Origin of the sequence: Streptomyces sp. NPDC057002, assembly GCF_042673825.1 — a bacterium.
Classification (GTDB): domain Bacteria; phylum Actinomycetota; class Actinomycetes; order Streptomycetales; family Streptomycetaceae; genus Streptomyces.
The window spans coordinates 1048811-1070706 of the sequence record NZ_JBHURZ010000002.1 but is presented as its reverse complement, the minus strand read 5'-3'; the positions used below and the strand labels follow the sequence as shown (position 1 = coordinate 1070706).

At 71.5% G+C, this 21896-nt stretch carries 14 protein-coding genes; 3 read left to right on the top strand and 11 right to left on the bottom strand.

The genetic code is table 11. The annotated features are described in order from the left end of the window. Positions 1-47 precede the first annotated feature (47 nt). On the bottom strand, positions 48-1598 hold the full coding sequence (locus tag ACFT32_RS12880; protein WP_382488461.1) for an acyl-CoA synthetase: 1551 nt from the start codon (positions 1596-1598) through the stop codon (positions 48-50). Beyond that, a complete protein-coding gene (locus ACFT32_RS12875; protein ID WP_382488460.1) occupies positions 1595-2707 on the bottom strand; it encodes an NAD(P)H-dependent flavin oxidoreductase in 1113 nt (370 codons plus the stop codon). Before ACFT32_RS12875 ends, ACFT32_RS12880 begins: the two co-directional genes overlap by 4 nt. Positions 2708-2949: 242 nt before the next feature. Here ACFT32_RS12875 and ACFT32_RS12870 point away from each other — a divergent pair, with 242 nt between their 5' ends. Beyond that, a complete protein-coding gene (locus ACFT32_RS12870) occupies positions 2950-4674 on the top strand; it encodes a serine hydrolase (RefSeq protein WP_382488888.1) in 1725 nt (574 codons plus the stop codon). 4 nt (positions 4675-4678) lie between these two features. Here the strand turns inward: ACFT32_RS12870 and ACFT32_RS12865 are convergent, their stop codons facing one another. The 3 genes from ACFT32_RS12865 to ACFT32_RS12855 all read right to left on the bottom strand — a co-directional run bounded on the left by ACFT32_RS12865 (position 4679) and on the right by ACFT32_RS12855 (position 9810). Further along, positions 4679-6256, bottom strand: coding sequence for a phytoene desaturase family protein (locus tag ACFT32_RS12865; RefSeq protein WP_382488459.1), 1578 nt, complete (start codon positions 6254-6256; stop codon positions 4679-4681). Between the two features lie 410 nt (positions 6257-6666). Then, positions 6667-8895, bottom strand: coding sequence for a tetratricopeptide repeat protein (locus tag ACFT32_RS12860; protein ID WP_382488458.1), 2229 nt, complete (start codon positions 8893-8895; stop codon positions 6667-6669). A gap of 66 nt (positions 8896-8961) precedes the next feature. Continuing rightward, complete coding sequence (locus ACFT32_RS12855; RefSeq protein WP_382488457.1) at positions 8962-9810, bottom strand: oxygenase MpaB family protein; 849 nt, start codon at positions 9808-9810, stop codon at positions 8962-8964. Between the two features lie 205 nt (positions 9811-10015). Between ACFT32_RS12855 and ACFT32_RS12850 the strand changes: the two genes are divergently transcribed. Together ACFT32_RS12850 and ACFT32_RS12845 are read left to right on the top strand one after the other, a co-directional pair. Next, positions 10016-11533, top strand: a complete 1518-nt coding sequence (locus ACFT32_RS12850) for an ABC transporter substrate-binding protein (RefSeq protein ID WP_382488456.1) — start codon at positions 10016-10018, stop codon at positions 11531-11533. A 5-nt stretch (positions 11534-11538) separates the two neighbouring features. Continuing rightward, entirely contained in the window at positions 11539-13302 is a 1764-nt protein-coding gene (locus ACFT32_RS12845; RefSeq protein ID WP_382488455.1) for an ABC transporter permease subunit, read from the top strand. A gap of 56 nt (positions 13303-13358) precedes the next feature. Here ACFT32_RS12845 and ACFT32_RS12840 read toward each other — a convergent pair whose 3' ends face one another. The 6 genes from ACFT32_RS12840 to ACFT32_RS12815 all read right to left on the bottom strand — a co-directional run bounded on the left by ACFT32_RS12840 (position 13359) and on the right by ACFT32_RS12815 (position 21671). Beyond that, complete coding sequence (locus ACFT32_RS12840; protein WP_382488454.1) at positions 13359-15374, bottom strand: M36 family metallopeptidase; 2016 nt, start codon at positions 15372-15374, stop codon at positions 13359-13361. A 54-nt stretch (positions 15375-15428) separates the two neighbouring features. Further along, on the bottom strand, positions 15429-17408 hold the full coding sequence (locus ACFT32_RS12835) for a M20/M25/M40 family metallo-hydrolase (protein WP_382488453.1): 1980 nt from the start codon (positions 17406-17408) through the stop codon (positions 15429-15431). Between the two features lie 950 nt (positions 17409-18358). Next, positions 18359-19027 (bottom strand): GntR family transcriptional regulator, encoded by a 669-nt coding sequence (locus ACFT32_RS12830; RefSeq protein ID WP_382488452.1) that lies wholly within the window; start codon positions 19025-19027, stop codon positions 18359-18361. Between the two features lie 97 nt (positions 19028-19124). Continuing rightward, the gene (locus tag ACFT32_RS12825) at positions 19125-19628 is read right to left on the bottom strand and encodes a flavin reductase family protein (protein WP_382488451.1); all 504 of its coding nucleotides are present in this window, start codon (positions 19626-19628) and stop codon (positions 19125-19127) included. A 26-nt stretch (positions 19629-19654) separates the two neighbouring features. Further along, positions 19655-20080, bottom strand: coding sequence for an ester cyclase (locus ACFT32_RS12820; RefSeq protein WP_382488450.1), 426 nt, complete (start codon positions 20078-20080; stop codon positions 19655-19657). Continuing rightward, positions 20055-21671, bottom strand: coding sequence for a BCCT family transporter (locus ACFT32_RS12815; protein WP_382488449.1), 1617 nt, complete (start codon positions 21669-21671; stop codon positions 20055-20057). Before ACFT32_RS12815 ends, ACFT32_RS12820 begins: the two co-directional genes overlap by 26 nt. Positions 21672-21896: the final 225 nt, after the last annotated feature.

The following is a 21896-nucleotide window of genomic DNA, read 5'->3' as shown; positions in this document are numbered from 1 at the left end:
AGGATGACGCCCGTGCCCGCCCGCGCGACCAAAGCCGCAGCGTCGCCCTACACCGGTCGGGTCCGGCCCTCCCAGTACGGCTCCCGCAGCCGCCTCTTGTACAGCTTGCCGTTGGGGTCGCGGGGCATCTCGGTGATGAAGTCGACGCTCCTGGGCCGCTTGTACCCGGCGAGCCGGTGTGCGCAGTGGTCGAGGAGGTCGGCCGCGAGGGCGGGTCCGGGCCGGTGTCCGGGGGCCGCCTCGACGACCGCCTTGACCTCCTCGCCCCAGTCGTCGTGCGGGATGCCGAAGACTGCCGCGTCCGCGACGGCGGGGTGGGCTAGCAGGGCCGACTCGATCTCGGCCGGGTAGATGTTGACGCCGCCGGAGATGATCAGGTCGATCTTCCGGTCGCGCAGGAAGAGATAGCCGTCCTCGTCGAGGTGGCCGAGGTCGCCGACGGTGAAGAAGTCCCCGATGCGGTTCTTGCGGGTCTTGGCCTCGTCCTTGTGGTACGAGAAGCCGCCGGTGTTCATCTTCATGTAGACGGTGCCGAGTTCGCCGGGCGGCAGCCTCTTGCCGTCGTCGTCGAAGATCGCGAGTTCGCTGATGGGCCAGGCCTTGCCGACGGTGCCGGGCTTCTTCAGCCAGTCCTCGGCGGTGGCGAAGGCGCCGCCGCCCTCGCTGGCCGCGTAGTACTCCTCCACACAGGGGCCCCACCAGTCGAGCATGGCCCGTTTCACATGGTCGGGGCAGGGCGCGGCGCCGTGGATGGCGTGCCGCATGGCGGAGACGTCGTAGCGGTCCTTGTCCTCGTCGGGCAGGGCCAGCAGGCGGTGGAACTGGGTGGGGACCATATGGGTGTGGGTGCAGCGGTGGTGGTCGATGAGGCGGAGCATCTCCTGGGGCGTCCACTTGTCCATCAGGACCAGCCGGTGGCCGATGTGCAGGGACGCGCCGGCGAACTGCAGGACGGCCGTGTGGTAGAGCGGCGAGCACACCAGGTGCACATTGCCGTCGAACGGCCGGATGCCGAAGATGCCGAGGAAACCGCCGAGGTAGGCCTCCTCCGGCGGCTTGCCGGGCAGGGGGCGGCGGATGCCGCGCGGGCGGCCGGTGGTGCCCGAGGTGTAGTTCATGACCCAGCCGAGGGTGCGGTCGGCGGGCGCCGACTCGGGCTGTCCGTCGAGGAGTTCGGCGTACGGCCGGAAGCCCTGGACCGTGCCCACGGCGTACCGGTGGGTGGCCGGGAGGCCGGCCTCGTCGGCGGCGTCGCGTGCCGCGTCGGCGAAGCGCTCGTGGGCGAGGAGGACCCGGGCGCCGGAGTCGGAGACGATCCACGCGATCTCCGGTCCGACCAGGTGGTGGTTGACCGGGACGAGGTAGAACCCGGCCTGGCTGGCGGCCAGATAGGCGGTGAGGAACTCGACGCCGTTGGGCAGGACCACGGCGAAGGTGTCGCCGCGTTCGAGCCCGGCCGCGCGCAGACCGTGCACGAGCCGGTTGGCGGCGGCGTGCAGGCGTCCGGCGGTCCACTCCTCGCCGTCGGGCGCGACGAGCACGCTGCGGCCGGGATCCTGTGTGGCCTGGGCCCAGAAGCCCACTGCGGGTGTGCTCACGACCGGCCGCTCCTTCCGGCGATGCGGTTGACGCGGTCCACAGCCTGTTCGAAGCCGCGGGTGAGGTCGTCGAAGACTGCCTGGACGCTGCGTTCGCTGTTCATCCGGCCGACGATCTGCCCGACCGGGGTGCCGAGCAGCGGTTCGACCTCGTGCTTCTGGATGCGCGAGACGGCCTCGGCGACCAGCAGGCCCTGCAACGGCATGGGCAGGGTGCCGGGCCCGGCCGGGTCGTCCCAGGCGTCCGTCCACTCGGTGCGCAGCTGGCGTGCGGGCTTGCCGGTCAGGGCGCGGGAGCGGACGGTGTCGCCGGAGCCGGCGGCGATCAGTTTGCGGGTCAGGGCGGGCGAGTGAAGGTCCGCCTCTGTGGTGGTCAGCCATATGGATCCCAGCCACACACCTTGGGCGCCGAGGCTGAGTGCGGCGGCCACCTGCTGTCCGCTGCCGATGCCGCCGGCGGCCAGCACGGGCAGCGGGGCGACGGCGTCGACGACCTCGGGGGTGAGCACCATGGAGGCGATCTCGCCGGTGTGGCCGCCGGCCTCGTAGCCCTGCGCCACGACGATGTCGATCCCGGCGTCCTGGTGCTTGCGGGCGTGCCGGGCACTGCCCGCGAGCGCGGCGACGAGCACGTCCTGGTCGTGGGCGCGTGCGATGACGTCGGCGGGCGGGGAGCCGAGGGCGTTGGCCAGGAGCCGGATCGGGTAGTCGAAGGCGACGTCGAGCTGGCTGCGGGCGACCTGCTCCATCCAGCCGGTGATGCGCCAGCCGGACGCCTCGCCCTCGGCGAGCTCGGGCACGCCGTGCTTGGCGAGGGTGTCCAGGACGAACTGCCGGTGCCCCTCGGGGATCATCGCCTCGACGTCGGCTTCGGTCACGCCCTCGACCTTCTTCGCCGGCATCACGACGTCCAGGCCGTAGGGCCGGCCGTCCACGTGCGCCTCGATCCAGTCCAGGTCGCGTTTGAGCTCGTCGGGGGCGGTGTAGCGGACCGCGCCGAGCACGCCGAAGCCGCCGGCCCGGCTGATGGCCGCGGCGACGGCGGGGAACGGCGTGAAGCCGAAGACGGCGTGCTCGACTCCCAGTTTCTGGCTCAGCTCCGTCTGCATGGGCGCAGGATGCCGGAGTCCTCCGGAGGACGGAAGGGGTTTGCTGACGCTCCGTCAGATTCAGCCTCAGACTCGGGGTTCGGATTCAGGCGGGCGCAGGTTCATGCGCGCCGTCTATTTGTGGAGCCGTGCGGCGGACATACTTCATGGGACATGCGAGGCCGTTGAGGAGAAGGGGTTGCGCGGTGACCGACAGACCGGCGAGCGGTGAACTGACCCGACGTCAACTCGGCCGAGTGGGCATGGCCCTGGGCGGTGCGCTCGCTCTCGCCCCGTTGCCCGCCGGCCCCGCCCAGGCCGCCCCGGCGGCGACCGGCCACCGCCCCACCCTCCGGCACGGCTCCGCCGCACGCGCCGGACTGCTCGGCCCCCATCTGCGCCGGCTCGTCACCGACGCCGAGGCGTTCCTCGGCCCCTCCCCCACGCACCCCTGGTACGCGGGCGCCGTCCTTCTCGCCGGACGCGGCGGCACCGTGGCCCTGCACCGGCCCATCGGTATGGCGGTGCGCTACCGGGCCTACGACGAGAAGACCGACACCGGTGTGGAGTTCCCGCCGGACGAGCGGATCCCCATGGCCGAGGACACGGTCTTCGACCTGGCGTCGGTGTCGAAGCTGTTCACCTCGATCCTCGCCGTGCAGCAGATCGAACGGGGCAAGCTGGAGCTGGAGGGCAGGGTCGCCTCGTACCTGCCGGACTTCGCACGCGCGGGCAAGCAGGACATCACGATCCGTCAGCTCCTCACGCACACCTCCGGTTTCCGCGCCTGGATCCCGCTGTACAGCGCGCCGACGTACGAGGAGAAGCTCCAGCTCATCTGGAACGAGAAGCCGGTGAGCGCTCCGGGCACGGCGTATCTGTACTCGGACCTGAACCTCGTCTCGCTCCAGCTCGTGCTGGAAGGGATCACGGGCCGCTCCCTGGACACCCTCCTGCGGGAGGAGATCACCGCGCCGCTCGGCATGCGCCGCACCCGCTACAACCCGCCCGCCTCCTGGCGGCCGAGGATCGCGGCCACGGAGGACGCACGCCCTCCGTGGTCCGGCCTGGACCGGGGCCTGGTGTGGGGCGAGGTGCACGACGAGAACGCCTTCAGCCTGGGCGGGGTCGCGGGGCACGCGGGTGTGTTCTCCGACGCGTGGGACCTCGCGGTCCTCGGCCGTACGCTGCTCAACGGCGGTGTCTACGGGCGGGAGCGGATCCTCACGCCGGAGTCGGTGGAGCTGATATTCACCGACTTCAACACCGCCTTCCCCGGCGACGAGCACGGGCTCGGTTTCGAGCTCTACCAGCACTGGTACATGGGCGCGATGGCCACGCCGCGCACGGCCGGGCACACCGGCTTCACGGGCACCTCGCTGGTGCTCGACCCGACGACCGACTCCTTCCTGATCGTGCTCGGCAACTCCGTGCATCCGGTGCGCGGTTGGCGTTCGGGGTCGGCCCCTCGGGTCGCCGCCGCGAACAACCTGGCACGGGCCGTGCCGGTCCGGCCGGTGCGGGGGCGCGGCGCCTGGTTCTCCGGGATGGCGGTCTCCGCGACGGCGACCCTCACACTCCCCCCGCTCGACACGTCCGGCGGCGGGGCGCGGCTGCGCTGTGCGCTGTGGTGGGACACCGAGCCGAAGGCCGACGTGCTGGTCCTGGAGGCGACGACCGACGGCGGCACGACCTGGCAGCCGGTGCCCTTCGCGACGTCCCGCCGGGGCGAGGATCCCCGGCAGCATCCGTCGGGCTCGGTCACCGGCTGGTCCGGCCGCGTCTGGCACCGGCTCACCGCCGATGTCCCCGCCGCGCGGGAACTCGCCCTGCGCTGGCGGTACGCGACGGACCGGCTGTATGTCGGGCGCGGCTGCTACGTGGACGGACTGCGGGTCGAGGCGGCAGACGGCGCCCTGTTCGACGAGACCCGCCCGGCGGACGCGTCGCGCCTTCGGGCGGTGGGGTGGACACCGTCGGCGGACTGAGGCGTCACCGGGGTTCCTTCTCCAGTACCGCCATCGCCGCGTTGTGCCCGGGCACCCCGCTCACTCCGCCGCCGCGCACCGCTCCGGCACCGCACAGCAGCACGTTGGCGTGGCCGGTCTCCACGCCCCAGCGGCCGGTGCCGTCCTGGGCGTAGGGCCAGCTCAGGTCGCGGTGGAAGATGTTGCCGCCGGGCAGGCCGAGGTCCCGCTCCAGGTCGAGCGGGGTCCTGGCCTCGATGCAGGGCCGCCCGTCCGCGTCCGTGGCCAGGCAGTCGGCGAGGGGTTCGGCCAGGTGTGCGTCGAGCTGGGCGAGGGTCGACTTCAGCAGCTCCTCGCGTACGGCGTCGTTGTCCCGCTCGAACAGGCGGGCCGGGGTGTGCAGACCGAAGAGGGTGAGCGTCTGGTAACCCTGCTCGGCCAGGTCGGGGCCGAGGATGGTCGGGTCGGTGAGCGAGTGGCAGTAGATCTCGGAGGGCGGCGCGGCGGGCAGGCCTCCGGCGGCGGCCTGGGCGTGGGCGGTGGCCAGTTGGTGGTAGCCCTCGGCGATATGGAAGGTGCCGGCGAACGCCTCACTCGGGTCCACGGCGCTGTCCCGCAGCCTCGGCAGCCGCTTGAGCAGCATGTTCACCTTCAGCTGGGCGCCCTCGGCAGGGGCCGGGGGTGTGCCGCCGGTCAGTTCCGCAAGGGCCTGGGGGGAGGCGTTCACCAGGACGTGCCGGGCGGCGACGGTGCCCTCGCTCTCGGCCGTCCGGTAGGTGACCTCGGCGGTACGGCCGTCCGTGGCGATGCGCAGCGCCTCGTGGCCGGTGGCGAGGTCAGCGCCCGCGGCGCGTGCCGCGTCGGCCAGTGCGTCGGTGAGGGCTCCCATGCCGCCGACCGGTACGTCCCAGTCGCCGGTGCCGCCGCCGATCACGTGGTAGAGGAAGCAGCGGTTCTGCTTCAGTGAGGGGTCGTGGGCGTCGGCAAAGGTGCCGATGAGCGCGTCGGTGAGGACGACGCCGCGCACCAGGTCGTCCGTGAAACGCTCTTCGACGGCGACCCCGATCGGCTCCTCGAACAACGTCCGCCAGGCCTGCTCGTCGTCGAGGCGGGTCCGGAGTTCCTCGCGTGTGGGCAGCGGCTCGGTGAGGGTCGGGAAGACACGCTGGGCGACACGGCCGGTCATGCCGTAGAACTCCTGCCAGGCCCGGTACTCGCGGTCCGAGCCGGTGAGCCGGGCGAAGGCCTCCCTGGTCCGCCGTTCACCGCCGCCGACGAGGAGTCCGGTGGGCCGGCCGTCGCGCTCGGCGGGGGTGTAGGAGGAGACGGTGCGGGTGCGGACCCGGAAGTCCAGGCCGAGGTCCCGCACGATCTTCTTGGGCAGCAGGCTGACCAGATACGAGTACCGGGACAGCCGGGCGTCGACCCCGGCGAACGGCCGGGTGGACACTGCCGCACCGCCGGTGTGGTCCAGCCGCTCCAGAACCAGCACGGAGCGCCCGGCCCGGGCCAGGTAGGCGGCGGCGACCAGGCCGTTGTGTCCGCCGCCGACGATGACGGCGTCGTACGTCCGGTGTGCGCGGGGTCCCTCGGGTGCGGTCATGGTTCTTCGTAACACGGGGTGATCCAGGTCGGCCAGATGACGACGGCCGGGCCCTCAGTTGGGGGCGTCGAAGCCGGCGGACGGCTCTGCCGCCGTGGGCGGCGGGGCAGGCGGCGTTCCTCTGCGGCCGTGGGCGTCGATCCGGGTCACGGGCTCTTCGGTGCGGGCATCGAGCTGGCGGCGGGCCCTTCGACCGTCTGCGTCGAGCGGCCGGCCTCTGCGGCCGCCGGGTCGACGCGGGCGGCGGGCACCGCGGTGCAGGCGTCGAGGTATCCCGCTGGCCCGCCCGGCGGCAGCCGGTGTCCAGGCGGCGCCGGCTGCCGCCGTGTGCCGGCGCCGACCACAGGTCGGCTCACGGCCTTCGGCCGCCGGCTGTCTTACCCGGCTGCCCGGCCTGGTCCCGCAGCGTGTCACCGCCCGGCCGACGCCCGCTGCTCCCGCAGGGCCGCCACCTGGCGGTAGAGCGCCACGGCTTCGGGGCCACGTCCCAGCTGCTGCAGGCAGTGCGCCTCGTCGTTGCGGCTGGCGAGAGTGTCGGGGTGGTCCGCGCCGAGGACGCGTTCGCGGGCGGCGGCCACGCGCCGGTACTCGGTGAGCGCGTCGGCCCAGCGGGCCAGCCAGCCCAGCCCGACGGCCACCTCGCGGAGGCTGACCAGGGTGTCCGGATGGTCCGGGCCGAGGACCCGCTCGCGGACGGCGGCGACGTCCCGGGACTCGGCGAGGGCCTCCTCCCAACGGCCCAGCCGACCGAGGTTGACGCAGCGGCCGTGGCGGGCACGCAGCGTCTCGGGATGGGTGGGGCCCTGGACACGGGTGCGGTCCTCGGCCAGCTCGCGATAGAGGTCCAGGGCCTCCGCGCTGCGGCCGAGGCGGCCCAGGCTGATGCCGATCTCGTGCCGGGCGGCGAGCGTGTCGGGGTGATCGGCGCCGAGGGCCCCGGCGCGGGCCCCGGCGACCTCACGGTAGGTCTCCAGCGCCTCGGCCCAGCGACCCAACTGGCCGAGGGCGTAGGCGACTTCGTAGCGGGTGACGAGGGTGTCGGGGTGGTCCTGGCCGAGCACCCGGGCGCGCGCGACGGCCACCTCGCGGGCCATGCGGTAGGAGTCCTCGAGTCGGCCCAGGCGGCTGAGGTTGAAGGCGAGGTTGTGCCGGCAGCGCAGGGTGTCCGGGTGGTCGGGCCCCATGGTGCGCTCCCGGGCGGTGAGCACCGAGGTGTACACCCGGTGGGCGTCGAAGGGACGGCCCAACTGGCCGAGCACGTAGGCCATCTCCTGGCGGGCGGCGAGCGTGTCGGGATGGTCGGCGCCGTGGCTGCGGATCCTGGCCTCGGCGACGTGCTTGTACTCGCGCAGGGCGGCCTGGGCGCGGCCGGTGCGGCTGAGGGTGAAGGCGACCTCGTAGCGGCTGGCGAGGGTGTCGGGGTGGTCGGGGCCGAGGAGGTGCTCGCGTTCGGCGGCTACCGCCCGGTGCACCTCCCCCGCCTCCGCCCAGCGGCCGAGCCGGCCGAGGCTCAGCCCCGCGTTGTGGCGGCCGGCCAGGGCGGTCAGGACGTCCGGGGACGGGGTGGGCCGTTCCTCGGGGACGGGTTCCTCGACGGGGCCGGCGGCGGGCCGGGCGATCCATTCGCCGGAGAGCCCGGCGGCCGGGTCCGGTTGTGTGGTGCTCAGTCCGGCACCGGCCGCCTTGTGACCGGTGGTCATGCCCTGGGTCCAGGACGGCATTCGACCCGCTCCCGCCAGCGCGCCGGGCGCGGGACGGGCCGCCGGCACGGTCGCCACATACGCGGGCGCGGCCCGGTGCATGCTGATCCGGCGGGCCAGCTCGCGGGCGTCGTCGGGTCTGTGCGCGGGTTCCTTGGCGAGCAGGTCCAGGACGACGCGTTCCAGGTACTCGGGCAGTTCGCGGCGGTGTTCGCGCAGCGGCCGGGGCGGGGTGTCGCGGTGGCCGACGAGGATCGCCCACGGGTCGTCCAGGTCGAACGGCGGTACGCCGGTGGCGATCTCGTAGAGCACGCACCCGAAGGAGTACAGGTCGCTGCGCTGGTCGACCTCGGTGCCGCTGATCTGCTCCGGGGACATGTAGTGCGGGGTCCCCATGGCGATACCGGTGCCGGTCAGCCGGGAGGTGAACCCGATGTCGTGGCCGAGGCGGGCTATGCCGAAGTCGCAGATCTTCACGGTGCCGTCGGCGAGCCGCACGATGTTGGCGGGTTTCAGGTCGCGGTGGACGATGTTCTGTTCGTGGCAGTACGCCAGCGCGGCGGCGACCTGCTCGGCGATCTCCACGACGTCGGCGACCGGCAGCGGGTGCTGCTTGTTGTCCTCGAGAAGCTGGCTGAGATTGCGGCCGTCCAGCAGCTCCATGACGAGGTAGAGGACGCCGTCGGACTCGCCGAAGTCGTGTACGACAGTGATGCCCCGGTGCTGGAGCGCGGCGGCCACCCGGGCCTCGCGCCGGAACCGCTCCCGCAGCACGCGGGTAAAGGCGTGGTCGTGGTTGGGGCCCAGCGGTTTGAGGCACTTGACGGCGACGTGCCGGCCAAGGGACTCGTCCCGTGCCCGCCACACCTCGCCCATGCCGCCGCGCCCGATCAGATCGAGCAGCCGGTATCGGCCGTGGATGAGCCTGGTCTCCCCCATGTCGCGCGACGCTCCCCCCGGTAGCTGTTCGCTCGCTCCTCCCACTGGCTCACTCAGTATGGCGGCCTATCGTCCGAGTTTGTACGGTGCCGGGCGCGCGTCCGGGCCGAGCCTCGCCATGGCGCGCAGGATGTGTTTGGGCGGGAGTTGCCACCGCAGACGTGCGGGAATCCGGCGCAACATGAGACCGGTGAGGCGCAGTTGCCGGGCGGCGGTGGCGGGTGCGGGGGCCGGTCTGCCGTACAGCTCGTGGGCGTACGGCGGCAGAGAGGCGTACGCCAGTTGTGCCACGCGCCGCCACAGCACCTCACGCACCGGTACCAGGAGCGGGTGCGTCGGCGGGTGGAGGAGGAAGTCGTCCACTTCGCGTGCCTCGGGCCCGGCGGCCAGCTCCGGGCGCACCTTCTCGAAGTAGGCGGCCAGCTCGGCCCGGTCGGCCGGTACGGTGCCCGGCTCGAGTCCCACCAGGCGTGCGCTCTGGCGGTGTTCGGCGATGTAGCGGTCGGCCTCGCCGTCGGTGAGCCGGAACCCGGATCCGCGCAGCACGTGCAGATAGGAGTCGATCTCGGCGCAGTGGACCCACAGGAGCAGGTCGGGTTCGTCGACGCCGTAGCGCTCACCGGTGTCCGGGTCGGTCGCCGTCAGCATGCGGTGGATCTTCCGGACGCGGGCGCCCGCCCGCTCGGCGGCCTCGGTGGTGCCGTACGTCGTGGTGCCGACGAAGTGCGCGGTGCGCATCAGCCGGCCCCAGGCGTCCCGGCGGAAGTCAGAGTTCTGCATGACTCCGCGTACGGCGCGCGGGTGCAGGGCCTGGAGGTAGAGCGCCCGGATGCCGGCGATCCACATCATCGGGTCGCCGTGCAGCTGCCAGGTCACCGAATCAGGAGTGAACAGCCCCGGGTCCGCGCCGGTCATGGACTCACCTCCGCCCGGCGCCCACGATGACACAGCTCGAACAGCAGGTCGACACCGCGAGAACACCTACGGGACTGTCCAGTCGTTGAGATTTCACCCACCCGGTTAAAGGTTTGGTAAGGCTCCCCTTATAGGCTGTCGCCGCCGATCAAGCCCGCACCGGGCCGCAGCGGCATGCCCGGCCTCCCGCACGACAGGACTCGACATGCGCACCACCTCCCGCGGCCTCATAGCGGCACTCGCTCTTCCCCCTCTGCTGGCCGGCTGCTTCGCACCGAGCGACAGCGGCGAGGGCGCCGGAGCCGGATCGGGTGGTCGGCTGCGGGTCGCGCTGGCCGTTCCGCCGGTGCAGGCGCTGTCCCCGTACAGCAATGACGCCACCGTGCTGAGCAAGCTGTCCGTCGCCGAGGGCCTCACCGCCCTCGACAAGAACGGCACGGCCAAGCCCGCACTGGCGAAGTCCTGGAAGCAGGACGGCGACACCACCTGGACCTTCGAACTGCGCAAGGCCACGTTCCAGGACGGCACCGAGCTCACCGCCCGGTCCGTCGTGGACGCGCTCGACCACGCGGGCAGTGCCAAGCCCAAGCCCCGCGTCCTGAGCGATGTGGCGCTCACCGCGAAGGCCGAGGACGCCGACACCGTCACCCTCACCACCAAGTCGCCCGACCCGGTGCTGCCGCTGCGGCTGGCCAGCCCCGCCCTGGCGATCCTGTCGGCGAAGGCGTACGCGAAGGACGGCGCCGTCAGCCCGGTCGGCACCGGCACCGGCCCGTTCGAGATCACCCGGCTGAGCGGCAAGGCGAAGGCGACGCTCACCCGCTTCGACGGCTACTGGGGCGGCAAGGCGAAGGCGCCGGGCATCGACGTCAGCTGGATCGCGGACGGCACGGCCCGCGCCAACGCCCTGCGCGGCGGCGAGGCCGACATCGCCGAGTGGATCCCCACCGCACAGGCGAAGCTGCTCGACAAGGACACCCGGCACGAGGTGCCCTCGGTGCGCACCGACAGCCTGATCCTCAACACCGGCAGCGGCCTGTTCGCCGACGCCCCGCTGCGCGCCGCCGCCCGCGAGGCCGTGGACGGATCCGCGCTGGTCGACTCCGTCTTCGGCGGCTACGCCGACCCCGCCGAGGGCCTGTTCGGGCCCGCCGTCCCGTGGGCCGACGACAAGCGGGTGAAGGTGTCCGGGCGCGCCGAGGCCGCGACCACCGCCCAGGTGAAGTCCGAGGCCAAGGACAGGACCCTGCGGCTGGCCACCTACACCAACCGGGCCGAGCTTCCCGAGGCCGCGACCGTGCTCCAGCAGCAGCTGGAGAAGGCCGGGTTCACGGTGAAGCAGGACGTGCGCGAGTACACGCAGATGGAGGCCGACCTCCTCGCGGGCAAGTACGACGCCCTCGTCTTCTCCCGGGTGACGCTCCTCGACACCGGTGACGCGGTCGACTACCTCGCCAGCGACTTCACCAGCGAGGGCGTCTACAACATCCCCGGCCTCAAGGACGCCGCGGTGGACAAGGCCATCCGGGCCGCTGCCGCCGAGCGCGACACGGAGCGCCGCCAGGAGAAGATCATGAAGGCGGAGGCGGAGATCCTGCGCACCGACGCCGTGCTGCCGCTGGTCCACGAGCAGGCCGTGCAGGGCATCGCGTCCGATGTCGAGGGCGTGATCCTCGACCCGCGCGAGCGCTCTCTCGTCGACGTCGACACGCGCGTCAAGTAGCCCGTATGAGCGTCGCCCACGCCCCGGCCGCCCGCCCGTCCCTCTGGCCGGCGGCGGCCGGCCGTGTGCTCGCCGCGGTCGCGCTGCTCGGGGCCGTGGCCCTGCTGCCGTGGCTGACCGGCCCGGACCCGGCCCGTACGGTGCTGCGCGCCCGCTCCGCCGACCAGAACCCAACACCTGCCGAACTGGCCGTCGTACGGGAGCAGTTGGGTCTGGACGAGGGTCCGCTCGCGCATCTCGCGCGCTGGCTGGGCGGCCTGCCGCGCGGGGACGCGGGCGTCTCGTGGGTGTCCGGGGAAGCCGTCATGCCGCAGGTGGGGACCGCCCTTTCGGTGTCCCTGACGCTGATGCTGGGCGCGTTCGTGGTCACCGCCGTGGTGGCCGCGCTGGTGTGCGCCCGGACGGTGTTCCTGGGCTCCCGGCGCAGGCTGCGGCAGGACCGCGCGGGTACGACGGCCGCGGTCCTCGCCGCGCTGCCGAAGTTCCTGCTCGCCTCGGTGCTGGCCACGGTGTGCGGGGTGTGGTGGGGGTGGTTCCCGTCCAGCGGCTGGGAGGGGCCGCAGTCGATGGTGCTGCCCTCGCTCGCCCTCGGTATCCCGTCGGGCGCGATGCTGGGCGGACTGCTCGACCAGGCGCTGCCCGCCGCGTTCCACGAACCGTGGGCGCGCACGGCGTACGCCGTGGGTCTCCCGCCGGGCCGCATCGCCCGCGACGCGCTGCGCCGCACCCTGCCCGGCATGCTGCCGCAACTGCTGCCGACCGTCGTGGCCCTGGTCGGCGGTGCGGTCGCCGTGGAGAAGATCTTCAACATCCCCGGGCTCGGCCGGCTCGCCCTGGAGGCCGCCGTCGCGCAGGACCTCCCGGTGCTGCAGACCGCGACCCTGGCCCTGGTCCTGCTCGGCGTGAGCGCCGGCGTCCTGATCCGGGCCCTGCGCCACGCGCTCCTCGGCCGTCCCCTGCGCGACGGCGCCCTGCCGGCGCTGCACCGTCCCCCGCTCGTCGCGCCGCGCTCCCTGCACTGGATCACCGCGGCCTGTGCGCTGGCCCTGCTGGCCCTGGTCACGGCGGGCCTGCTGCGCGACCCTCTGGGGGTCGACACGACGGCGCGGCTGCTGTCCCCCTCTCTCGAACACCCTCTGGGCACCGACGCTCTGGGCCGGGATCTGCTGGCCCGGCTGGGTCACGGGGCCGTGCGCACGGCGGGGGTCGCCCTCGCCGTGACCGTGCTCAGCGCCCTCGCCGGACTCCTGCTGGGCATGGCACCACGGGCGAGCGCGGGTCCGACGGAGGTCGTGTCGACGCTGCCCGCCGTCCTCGCGGGACTGCTGATCGCGGGCGTGACCGGACCGTCGGTGTGGGGAGCGGCCTGCGCGGTCTGCGCGGTGGGCTGGAGTCCCTACGCCGCCCAGACCGCCGCTCTGCTCGAACAGGAACGGGCGAGCGGCCATATCGCCGCGTCCGTCGCGCTCGGGGCGGGGCGGCTGCACCTGCTGCGCCGCCACCTGCTCCCCGCGGTGGTCCCGGCCCTGCTGCGCAACGCCCTGCTCCGGCTGCCCACCACCGTCCTGGTCCTCGCCTCGCTCGGTTTCCTCGGCCTCGGCGAACAGCCGCCCACCCCCGAGTGGGGCCGCCTCCTGTCGGAGAACCAGCCGTACGCGGAACTGGCCCCCTGGACCGTGCTGGGCCCTGCCGCCGCGCTGGTGGTGCTCTCCGTGCTGGCGGTGACGGGCAGCGTGGTGGGGCGGGAGAAGGCCACGCACGGCGGATAGCGCCGGGTGTTCCTGTGACAAGGCCTGCCTTGGACAGCTGGACCGGCTGGACCGCCTCAGTCCTCGTGTCCGGCCGGAGGCAGCTTGGTACCGGCCCGGCAGCCGATGAAGGACGTGTTGGGGCAGAAGGCGTCGAAGCCCATGCCGTACCGGGCGAAGGATCCCCAGGCCGCATTGCGCACCCCGGGGTACTCGGCATCGGTGAACGCCTTGCCCTTGAGGTCCTTCAGGGCCCGCAGGATCGCGCCACGGGCGGTGAGGAACGACGGGTTCTTCGGGGTGAGCTTCAGCCCGTCGACGACGGCTTGCCAGGCGACCCGGTAGCCGCGCTCTCTGCCGCCGAGTTCCGCGCTGATCCGGCGGGTCATCTCCATGAGCGCCGCGCACCAGATCTCGCCGACGTTGTGGATCCTCGTATAGTCGAGTCCTCCCGTGGCCTGCCCGATGTCCCCGAAGCCACCGGGGTACCGGTCGTCGTAGGGTCGCTGGCGGATGCCGCCCGGGTCGTCGATGACCCAGTCGCCGACCACGGTGTGCTCGTGCTCGCGGGAGAAGTTGAAGATGGTGAGCGCGAAGTAGTCGGACCATCCCTCGCCCATCGCCCGGGACTGCGGTTCGCGCAGACCGTTGGCGTCGTGCAGCCCGCCGACGAGCCGGTTGGTCGTACCGTGCGTGGCCTCGTGGACGATGACGTCCATGGCCAGGGCCGTGTGCCTGCCGGTCCCTTCGACCAGCCCCATGTTCATCTCCGCCGCCAGACCGTCGGCGCGCGTGAGCATGGTGGCGGTGCCCGGGATCGCCACGGGATGCGTGAAGGCGCGGACCGGGTCGGTGCCATGGCCGAGGCCTGAGAAATTGACGGTCTGGAAGTTGCCGTGCTCCTCCGTGAAGCCGAGCATGACGAAGAAGTCACGCATGTAGTTGCAGCCGTAGAAGATGTTGGTGACCAGCTGCTCAGGAGTGTCGGGGCCCGGGGCGAACAGCGCGTTGCCCGCCGCATCGAGGTCGACCTCGAAGCTCTTGCCGGTGACGCCGTCGACGGCCTCGACGTTGTTCCCGACGGTCGCCACATGCCCGTTGTGCTGCGTGACCCAGGGTCCGAAGAGTCCGGGCGCCGGCGACGGCGGCGGCTTGACCGGGTAGTCGCTCAGGGGCAGCGGGAAGGAGGCCAGCGCGAATCCGGTCTCGGCCGGGTTCTGACGGACCACCACGCCTCCGACGACATGGTTCGACAGGTCCTGGAGATACAGGACCTGGGGTGCCGTCCTGTCCGACGTCATCTCGTCGGCTTCCACGAGCGCGTGGTACTGCACGGCCCCCCTCGCGCGGGAGAACCTGAACGACCAGGCGAGCCGGACGGCGTCGCCCATGTAGAAGTACACGAGCCGGGCGGGGATCGCCTCGTCGAAGGCGCCTTGGTCGAAGGTCATCGGCTGGTCGTTGCGTGCCTGGGAGCTGAGCCGGCGGAAGCCGGCTGAGATGTCCAGGGCCGGGAGGGCGTCGTCACCGAAGGGACTTTCGACCGTGACGGGTGCGGCGGCCTTCGCGGCGCCGGCGGCGAGAGCTGCCTCGACAGGCACCACCGGCATCGTGGGCACGCTGCCGGGCACGCTCGCCGTGTCCCCGACGACCCTGTCGACCGTGCCGTCCTCGCTGAGCCACACCTTGGGAGCCATGCCCCATACGTCGATGCCGTTGAGTGTCTGCTGGAGGCTGACCACGCGTATGCCGCCGCTCGTGGACGTCACCTTCGGATCGGCCTCGAATTCGGCGGGCTCTCCGGCGGCGAAGCCGATCGCCCCCGATACCGAGGAGAGGTACTCCTTGGCGCGGGCGATGTAGTCGCCGTCGGCGGCCTCGGCGCCCGCCCGTTCGGCAAGACCGGGGGGTGCGCCCTCCACCCGCAGCTCGGTCAGGTGCCCGGTGAAGCGGTTGACCTTGCTGTCGTCGGCGATGAGGGTGTGGTGCACCGACTCCGCCACGCGATCGGTCTCGGCGAGGAACGCCTCGGCGCCCTGGACCCGGGCGAGCCGGTCGTACTCCAGATCCCGTTTGTCGATCAGCTGTGTCATGACGGTTGCTCCTGTCACCGGGCGGGCGAAGCCCCGCTGCTGCTGTCTTGTGGGTTACAGGCCCGCGAGGGTGAGGGCGGTCGCCGTGACGGAGCGGGCGACCGTGGCCGCGAACTCGGGGCTGAGATCCTGGTCGATGAGCGTGTCTCCCGGGGTGTGGTACTGCCTGGTCCCTGTACCGGGCCCGCCGTCCGGAGCGAAAATGTCCTCGGAGACGGCGATGGCGGCCCACCCCCGCTCATGGAAGCTGGCATGGTCGCTCCGTCCGATCGCCGGATCGGAGGGGCCCGTGAGCTGTTGGACGGTCACCGTGGGGTCGATGGCGGGGACGGTGTCCGCGACGAGAGCGCCCAGCGTGTCGGAGGCTGCGACGACCGGACCCGGCACCGAGGAACCGGCGTGGATCTCGACGGTGGGTGTGCTGCCCTCCTGGCGACCCGCGATCATGTCCATCTGGAAGACACCGGCGATACGGTCGTCCGCCGCGGCGGCGGCCCGCGCATAGAACTTGCTGCCGACCAGGCCCTGTTCCTCGGCGTTGAAGAGCACGAAGCGTACGTTCCGGGTCGGTGTCCTGCCCTCGGTGAGCACATCGTGCAGGCACTCGGCCGCGGCCATGACGGCGGCGGTTCCGCTGCCGTCGTCGTCGGCGCCCGGTGCGGGGTCCACGGCGGGGTCGTAGGGGCGTGGGTCGCCGCTCTCGTCGAGGAATTCGCCGCTGGAGGCAGTGGAGTCCAAGTGGGCGGTGATGAGCACCGTGGAGTCCGCCCCGGCTGCGCGGTGCTCGGCCTCCACGTTGAACAACGGGCGTCCGCGCCACCGGAATCGGTGCAGTCGTACAGTCAGGCCGAGGCTCTGGAAGCGGTCCGCGAGTGCCTCGACGACTCGGGGGTTGTCTTCGGCGGACGCGTCACGGCTGCGGACCAGGAGCGCCTCGCCGTCTCTGAGCGGTTCGGCACCGGAGATGCGCGCGACATGACCACGCAGTACCTCGGGGGTCACGGCCGCCCGTACCGCGGCGACCGTTTCTGGGGAGAGACGGCCGTCACCGGCTGCCGGCGCGGGTGGGCCCGGCTCCGCCCGACCTTCCGTGAGGCCCCCGGCGCGTCCTTGTGCCGCTCGTGCCTCACCGGGACGGGAGAGGAGTGCCGGGTCCGCGAGCAGCCGCTCGGTATGGCCGGGCTTCGCGCCCGGCAGGTGGACGTCCTCGATCGGAGCGCCGACGGGTGCGGCGACGTAGACACCGCCCGGCGCGGCGCCCAGCGGGAGCAGGGGAGGTGCCTCGAGGCCGGCGAGTTCGCCGGCGACGACGCCGAAAGCGGACGTGGCGCGTGTCGTCGCCCTGTCCGGGGCGCCCGCGAAGTCCTGGCCGGTGGTGAGGGGGCGGTCGTCGCGGATCAGGAAGGCCGCCGTGTTCTCCACCGGCCCCCGGAGGTCGACCGCGAATCCGGCCTGCTCGAGTGCGGCGGCACCGCGCATGCTGGCCATGGCCAGCACGAGCCGCGGAGAGGCGATGTGCACGGGAACGACCTCGGTCTGGTTCGCGACCGTCTCCAGCGCGGGCAGCCCCCGGTCCTCGGGCAGCTCGATGCGGGCCCAGAGTACGGGCCGGTTCTCCAGGGCGGCGCCGGTGAACACGGGGTGTGCCGCGGTACGCAGCCCCGCCTGCTCGGCGAACGCGCGCTCCTGGTGGTCCTCGCCCACGAAGACGCACTCGCCGGGTGCGGAGGCGGGGACCCCCTCGCCCGCCGTACCGGCGACCGCCTCGTCGAAGATCTCCCGGCTGTTCTTGGGGCCCCAGTGGATGAGCGCGCCGTCCGTGAACCGGCCGGGGAACGCTCCCCGCAGGGCTGACGCGGCCCGCTCCGCGGCGCCTTCACTCGAGCCCGGGTTGGAGATGATGCCCTGGGGGACGTCGGGGAACGTGTCGAGCACGGCGCGAACACGAGGTCGTGGCAGCAACGTCAGCGAACCGTCCGCTTCCTCCCGGGCGTCTGCCAGGGTCGCTCCTATGTCGAAGAAGAGCACGGGCATTTCGCTGCCTCCACGAAGTGAACCGGTCCGGAATCGGCACGTGACCGAGTGAACGTCCCGGGTGGCAAGGGCCGTTCGAGAACGAAGGGAAACCGCGCCCGGGGAACCGTGAAGGGTCCCGCGCTGGTTTGCCCCTGCTTCTCCATCGTCCGCCTTCGGTTGCGCGCTCGCATCCCGGGGTGTAGGCGAATGCCGTTCAACTCCGGACAGTTGAAGAAGTTACGGAGCGCGAACGACCTTCGGTTTAGGCGCTCGGTTCCGGCGCGGTGGCGGGAGCTTGGCCCGGGTCCTGCGTACGCGCGGTTCTCGTGCCTGTCGGAAGGGGGCACGTCCGCCGTACGCTGGAGTCGTACGAGTAGTACGCCGTACTGATGCGTGCCCTGCACCGCAGGAGGCGACGATGTCCGATCCGGTTCCCCCCGCCGACTGGGAAGAACTCTTCGGCCCCGGCCATCGTCCAAGCGGACAACAAGCACGATGCTCATCACGGCGTCCGTCTCGGTGAGTGCGGCGCCTGGGGCCCAGGCCCCCGGGGGTCCCGCTCGGCGCCCCCGCCCGGGAAGCGGACTCGCACCGCCCGGACTGGCCCGGAACCTCGACGACCTGCGGCAACGCCTGGCCGACCTGGAGCGGACAGTACGGCGGTATCGATGGGAGACGGTCGAGGCCTATCTGAGGAGATCGCTCACTCGGCCCCGGCCGGCAGTGAACGGACCGACGGGAGGGGCGGCGCCGCACCCGGCCGCATGCCCCGCCCGCACCACCACCTGGCCGGCTGGGACCGGGCGCCACCGTCCGACTGCGGGCCCGGGTGACGGGACCGGGACAAGTGGCCGCCGAGAGCCGTCCGGCACCCGGGGACTTCGTCGGCGAACCCGGGTAGGCACCGGGCGGGATCGGCTGGGCGCCACCGTGCAACCTGGTTGACACCAGAGCCGATGGGCCCGGCATCAGGAACCTGCCGCGCCGAACCCCTCGTGCGCACCGCCGATGGGCAGCCCCGCAAGCAGCGCACGCCGGCTGGCCCTGACGTGCTCACGCATCACGTGCTCGGCGCTGTCGCCGTCCTTGTCCATGATCAGCTCCAGGACGAGGTGGTGCTCACGATCCGATTGCAGGGCACGGCCCGGCCGGCTCAACGACGTGTTCACCAGCCGGGAGTAGGCCAGCTGATTCATCAGCATCCGGTAGTGGGCCTCCAACTTGCTGTTGTCGGCACCCGCGATGAGCAAGTCGTGGAACTCCTGGACCAGTTCCGCGTACCGCTCCCGGTCGTCCCGCGCCACCGCTTCATCGGCCTCGCGCAGGTTCCGCTCGAGCAGGTCGATCTCCGCGACGCGGCCGCGCCGGGCGAGAAGGCGGGCGGCCGCGCCCTCGAGGAGTTCCTTCATCTCGAAGAGTTCCGTGATCTCACGGCGGGAGGGGGTGGTGACGAACGTCCCGACGCGGGGCCGGATCTCGACCAGCCCTTCGGTCTGGAGTTGCTTGAGGGCTTCGCGTACCGGTGTGCGGCTGACGCCGAACTCCTCCGCGAGGGCGAACTCCGACAGCGGAGCCCCGGGCTCGATGTCTCCCTTGATGATCCGCCGGCGCATGTCGGCGATCACCCTGGCCTGCATCGACCCTCCCCCAGCCTTCGGCCGGGGGGACCCCGTCTCCGGTTCGCTCTGTGCGCGATTCACCGAACCCTCCTCCGTCTCCCGATCCGCCGGCCGGTCATCCCAGCGGAGCGAGCGCGCCGCCGTCGAAGAACTTACCCGCGCTGTAGACCATCGGAGGGCGCTCGGCGACCGCGGCGTGCACCACGCGGCAGATGAACACGGTGTGCGTACTGGCCTGCAGCCGCTCGCGGATCTCGACCTCCATCTGCGCACTGCTCCGGGCGATCAGCGGGCTGCCGAACGGGCCGCTCTCCCATTCCACGTGCGCGAATTTGTCACCGGCCTTGCTCGCGAACGTACCTACGACGTCGAGTTGGTCCGTGGAAAGGATGTTGATCGCGAGGTGGTTCGCCCGGAACAGACAGTCGTGGGTGGACGAGGTGCGCTGGACGCACACCATCACACAGGCGGGCTCGAGCGAGATGCTCGAGAACGCGTTGACGGCCAGCCCTCGGGGGGTCTCTCCGTCCATCGCGGTCACGACCGTGACACCGGTGACGAACTGCCGGTTGACCTGCTTCATCACGTCGAGGTCGGGCTGCGAGGCGAGCGGGGCCATGAAGGTACTCCTAGTCATTGTGATCGTCAGTCCTGTCCCACGCGGATGACGCCCAGGGCCGAGAGCAGCGCCCGGGGGTCCCACGTCACGTGCTCCTCGACGATCCGGTCCCCGTCGAAGCGGGCGAAGGTGGCACCGCTGACATCGACGTGTCGCCCGGTGGGAGGGACACCGAGGAACGAGTTCACGTGGGTTCCGGTGCTGTGCCAGCGGATCGCGGCCCTGTCGCCCTCGACCACGATTTCGTCGATGGTCGTGACGAGGTCCGGGAAGGCTGCCCGGGTCGAGACGATCGAGGCCTTGAAGGCGTCGAGGTCCAGCGGGTGGGGATCGCTGCTGCGGCGGAGGTAGTCCGGGCTCAGCAGGGTGTCGAGGGCGTCGGCGTCGCCCTCGCCCCAGGCCGCGGTCCACGCCTTCTCGATGAGGTCACGACGAGCTTCGGGGTGTGACACCGGTCTTCTCCTTTCGGTCTGTGCTCAGTTCCTTCCAGAAGGACACCGCCAGGCCGGCGATGATCACGAGGAACGGCAGGGATGTCACGATGACGGTGTTCTGCAGGGCGTTCAGACCGCCCGCGAGCATGAGGACGACGGCGGTGACTCCGGTGAGGACGCCCCAGAGGATGAGCACCCAACGGCGCGGGGTGAGTGATCCGTCCGAGGTCATCATGGACAGCACGTAGGTGTTGGCGTCCGCGCCGGAGACGAAGAACATCACGACCAGGAGGATCGCGATCGCCGAGGTGATCCCGGCGAACGGGAAGTGGTCGAGGGTCGCGAAGAACGCGCTGTTGATGTCGGCGGCGGTCTGCTTGGCGATGTCACCGTCCTCGAACAGGTCGACGTGGATCGCCGTGCCGCCGAAGACCGTGAACCAGGTGAAGAACACCACGCTGGGGACGACCAGGACGCCCATGATGAAGCCGCGGATGGTGCGGCCTCGCGAGATACGGGCCAGGAAGACGCCCACGAAGGCGCCCCAGGAGACCCACCACGCCATCATGAAGTAGGTCCACCACTGCATCCACTCGAGCCCGCCGAACGCGGTGCCCTGCAGGCTCATCCTGAAGAAGTCGGTGGCCCACTGGCCCACGGACTCGATGTACAGGTTCGCGAGGAACACGGTCGGGCCGACGACCAGCATGAAGACGAACAGCGCGACCGCCAGCAACGTACTGCCCTGGCTCAGGAACTTGATGCCCTTGCTGACACCGGTCACCGCCGAGAGGGTGAAGATCGAGGTGACAGCGGCGATGATGAGTACCTGGCTCACCGAGTTGACCGGGACCCCGAACAGCGTACCGAGCCCGTTGTTGACCTGGAGAGCTCCCAGCCCGAGGGACGTCGTGGTGCCGAAGAGCGTCGCGAACACGGCGAGTACGTCGATCGCCTTGCCGATCGGCCCGTTCACGCGGTCGCCGAGCAGCGGCACGAACAGCTGGCTCACCAGGGTGCGCCGGCCCTTGCGGAACGTCGAGTACGCGATGGCCAGACCGAAGACGGCGAAGATCGCCCAGGCGTGCAGGCCCCAGTCGAAGTAGGAGTACTGGAGAGCGCGTACCGCTGCCGCCGGGGTGTTCGGCTCGGCGAGACCGTGCGGTGGCGTCGCCAGGTGGGAGATCGGTTCGGCGACGCCGTACGAGACCAGTCCGATACCCATGACCGCGCTGAGGATCATGGCGAACCAGGTCACCGTCGAGAACTCGGGACGGTCGCTGTCCTCGCCCAGCCGGATGTCGCCGGCGGGGCTGAAGGCCAGGAAGACCAGGAAGATCAGAATGGCGAGCGTGACCACCAGGTAGGCCCAGCCGAACGTGGCCGTCACCCAGTTCAGCGAGGCGTTCGTGACTCTGTTCAGGTTGTCCGTGAAGAGCACCGCCCAGGCCACGACGACGGTGGAGATACCGATCGAGGCCCAGAAAACGGAACCGAGCTTCCCGCCGCCGTCCCGGCCGGCGTCCGTGTCATCCGTGGTGCTTTCCCAACTGCTCCCCGACGGCGGGGCGGGCGTCGTTTCCGCGCCCGTTCCAAGGTGACTGGACATAGAACTCCTTGGGTCCGCGGGGCCGACGGCCACCTGGTCTGGCATACAAGCAGCAGTAAGGCATGGCGTAGATGAAGCGTCAAGGGTTCGGACCACGGAATCGCGCTTCAACCGTGAATACCACCAATAATCGCAGTTCAAAGGCCTGTTGTCGTCCCTGGCGAGGAGAGATGGACCGCAAGAGAGCTCCCTCGTTCAACCTCTTGACCGACCCGAAAGACGACG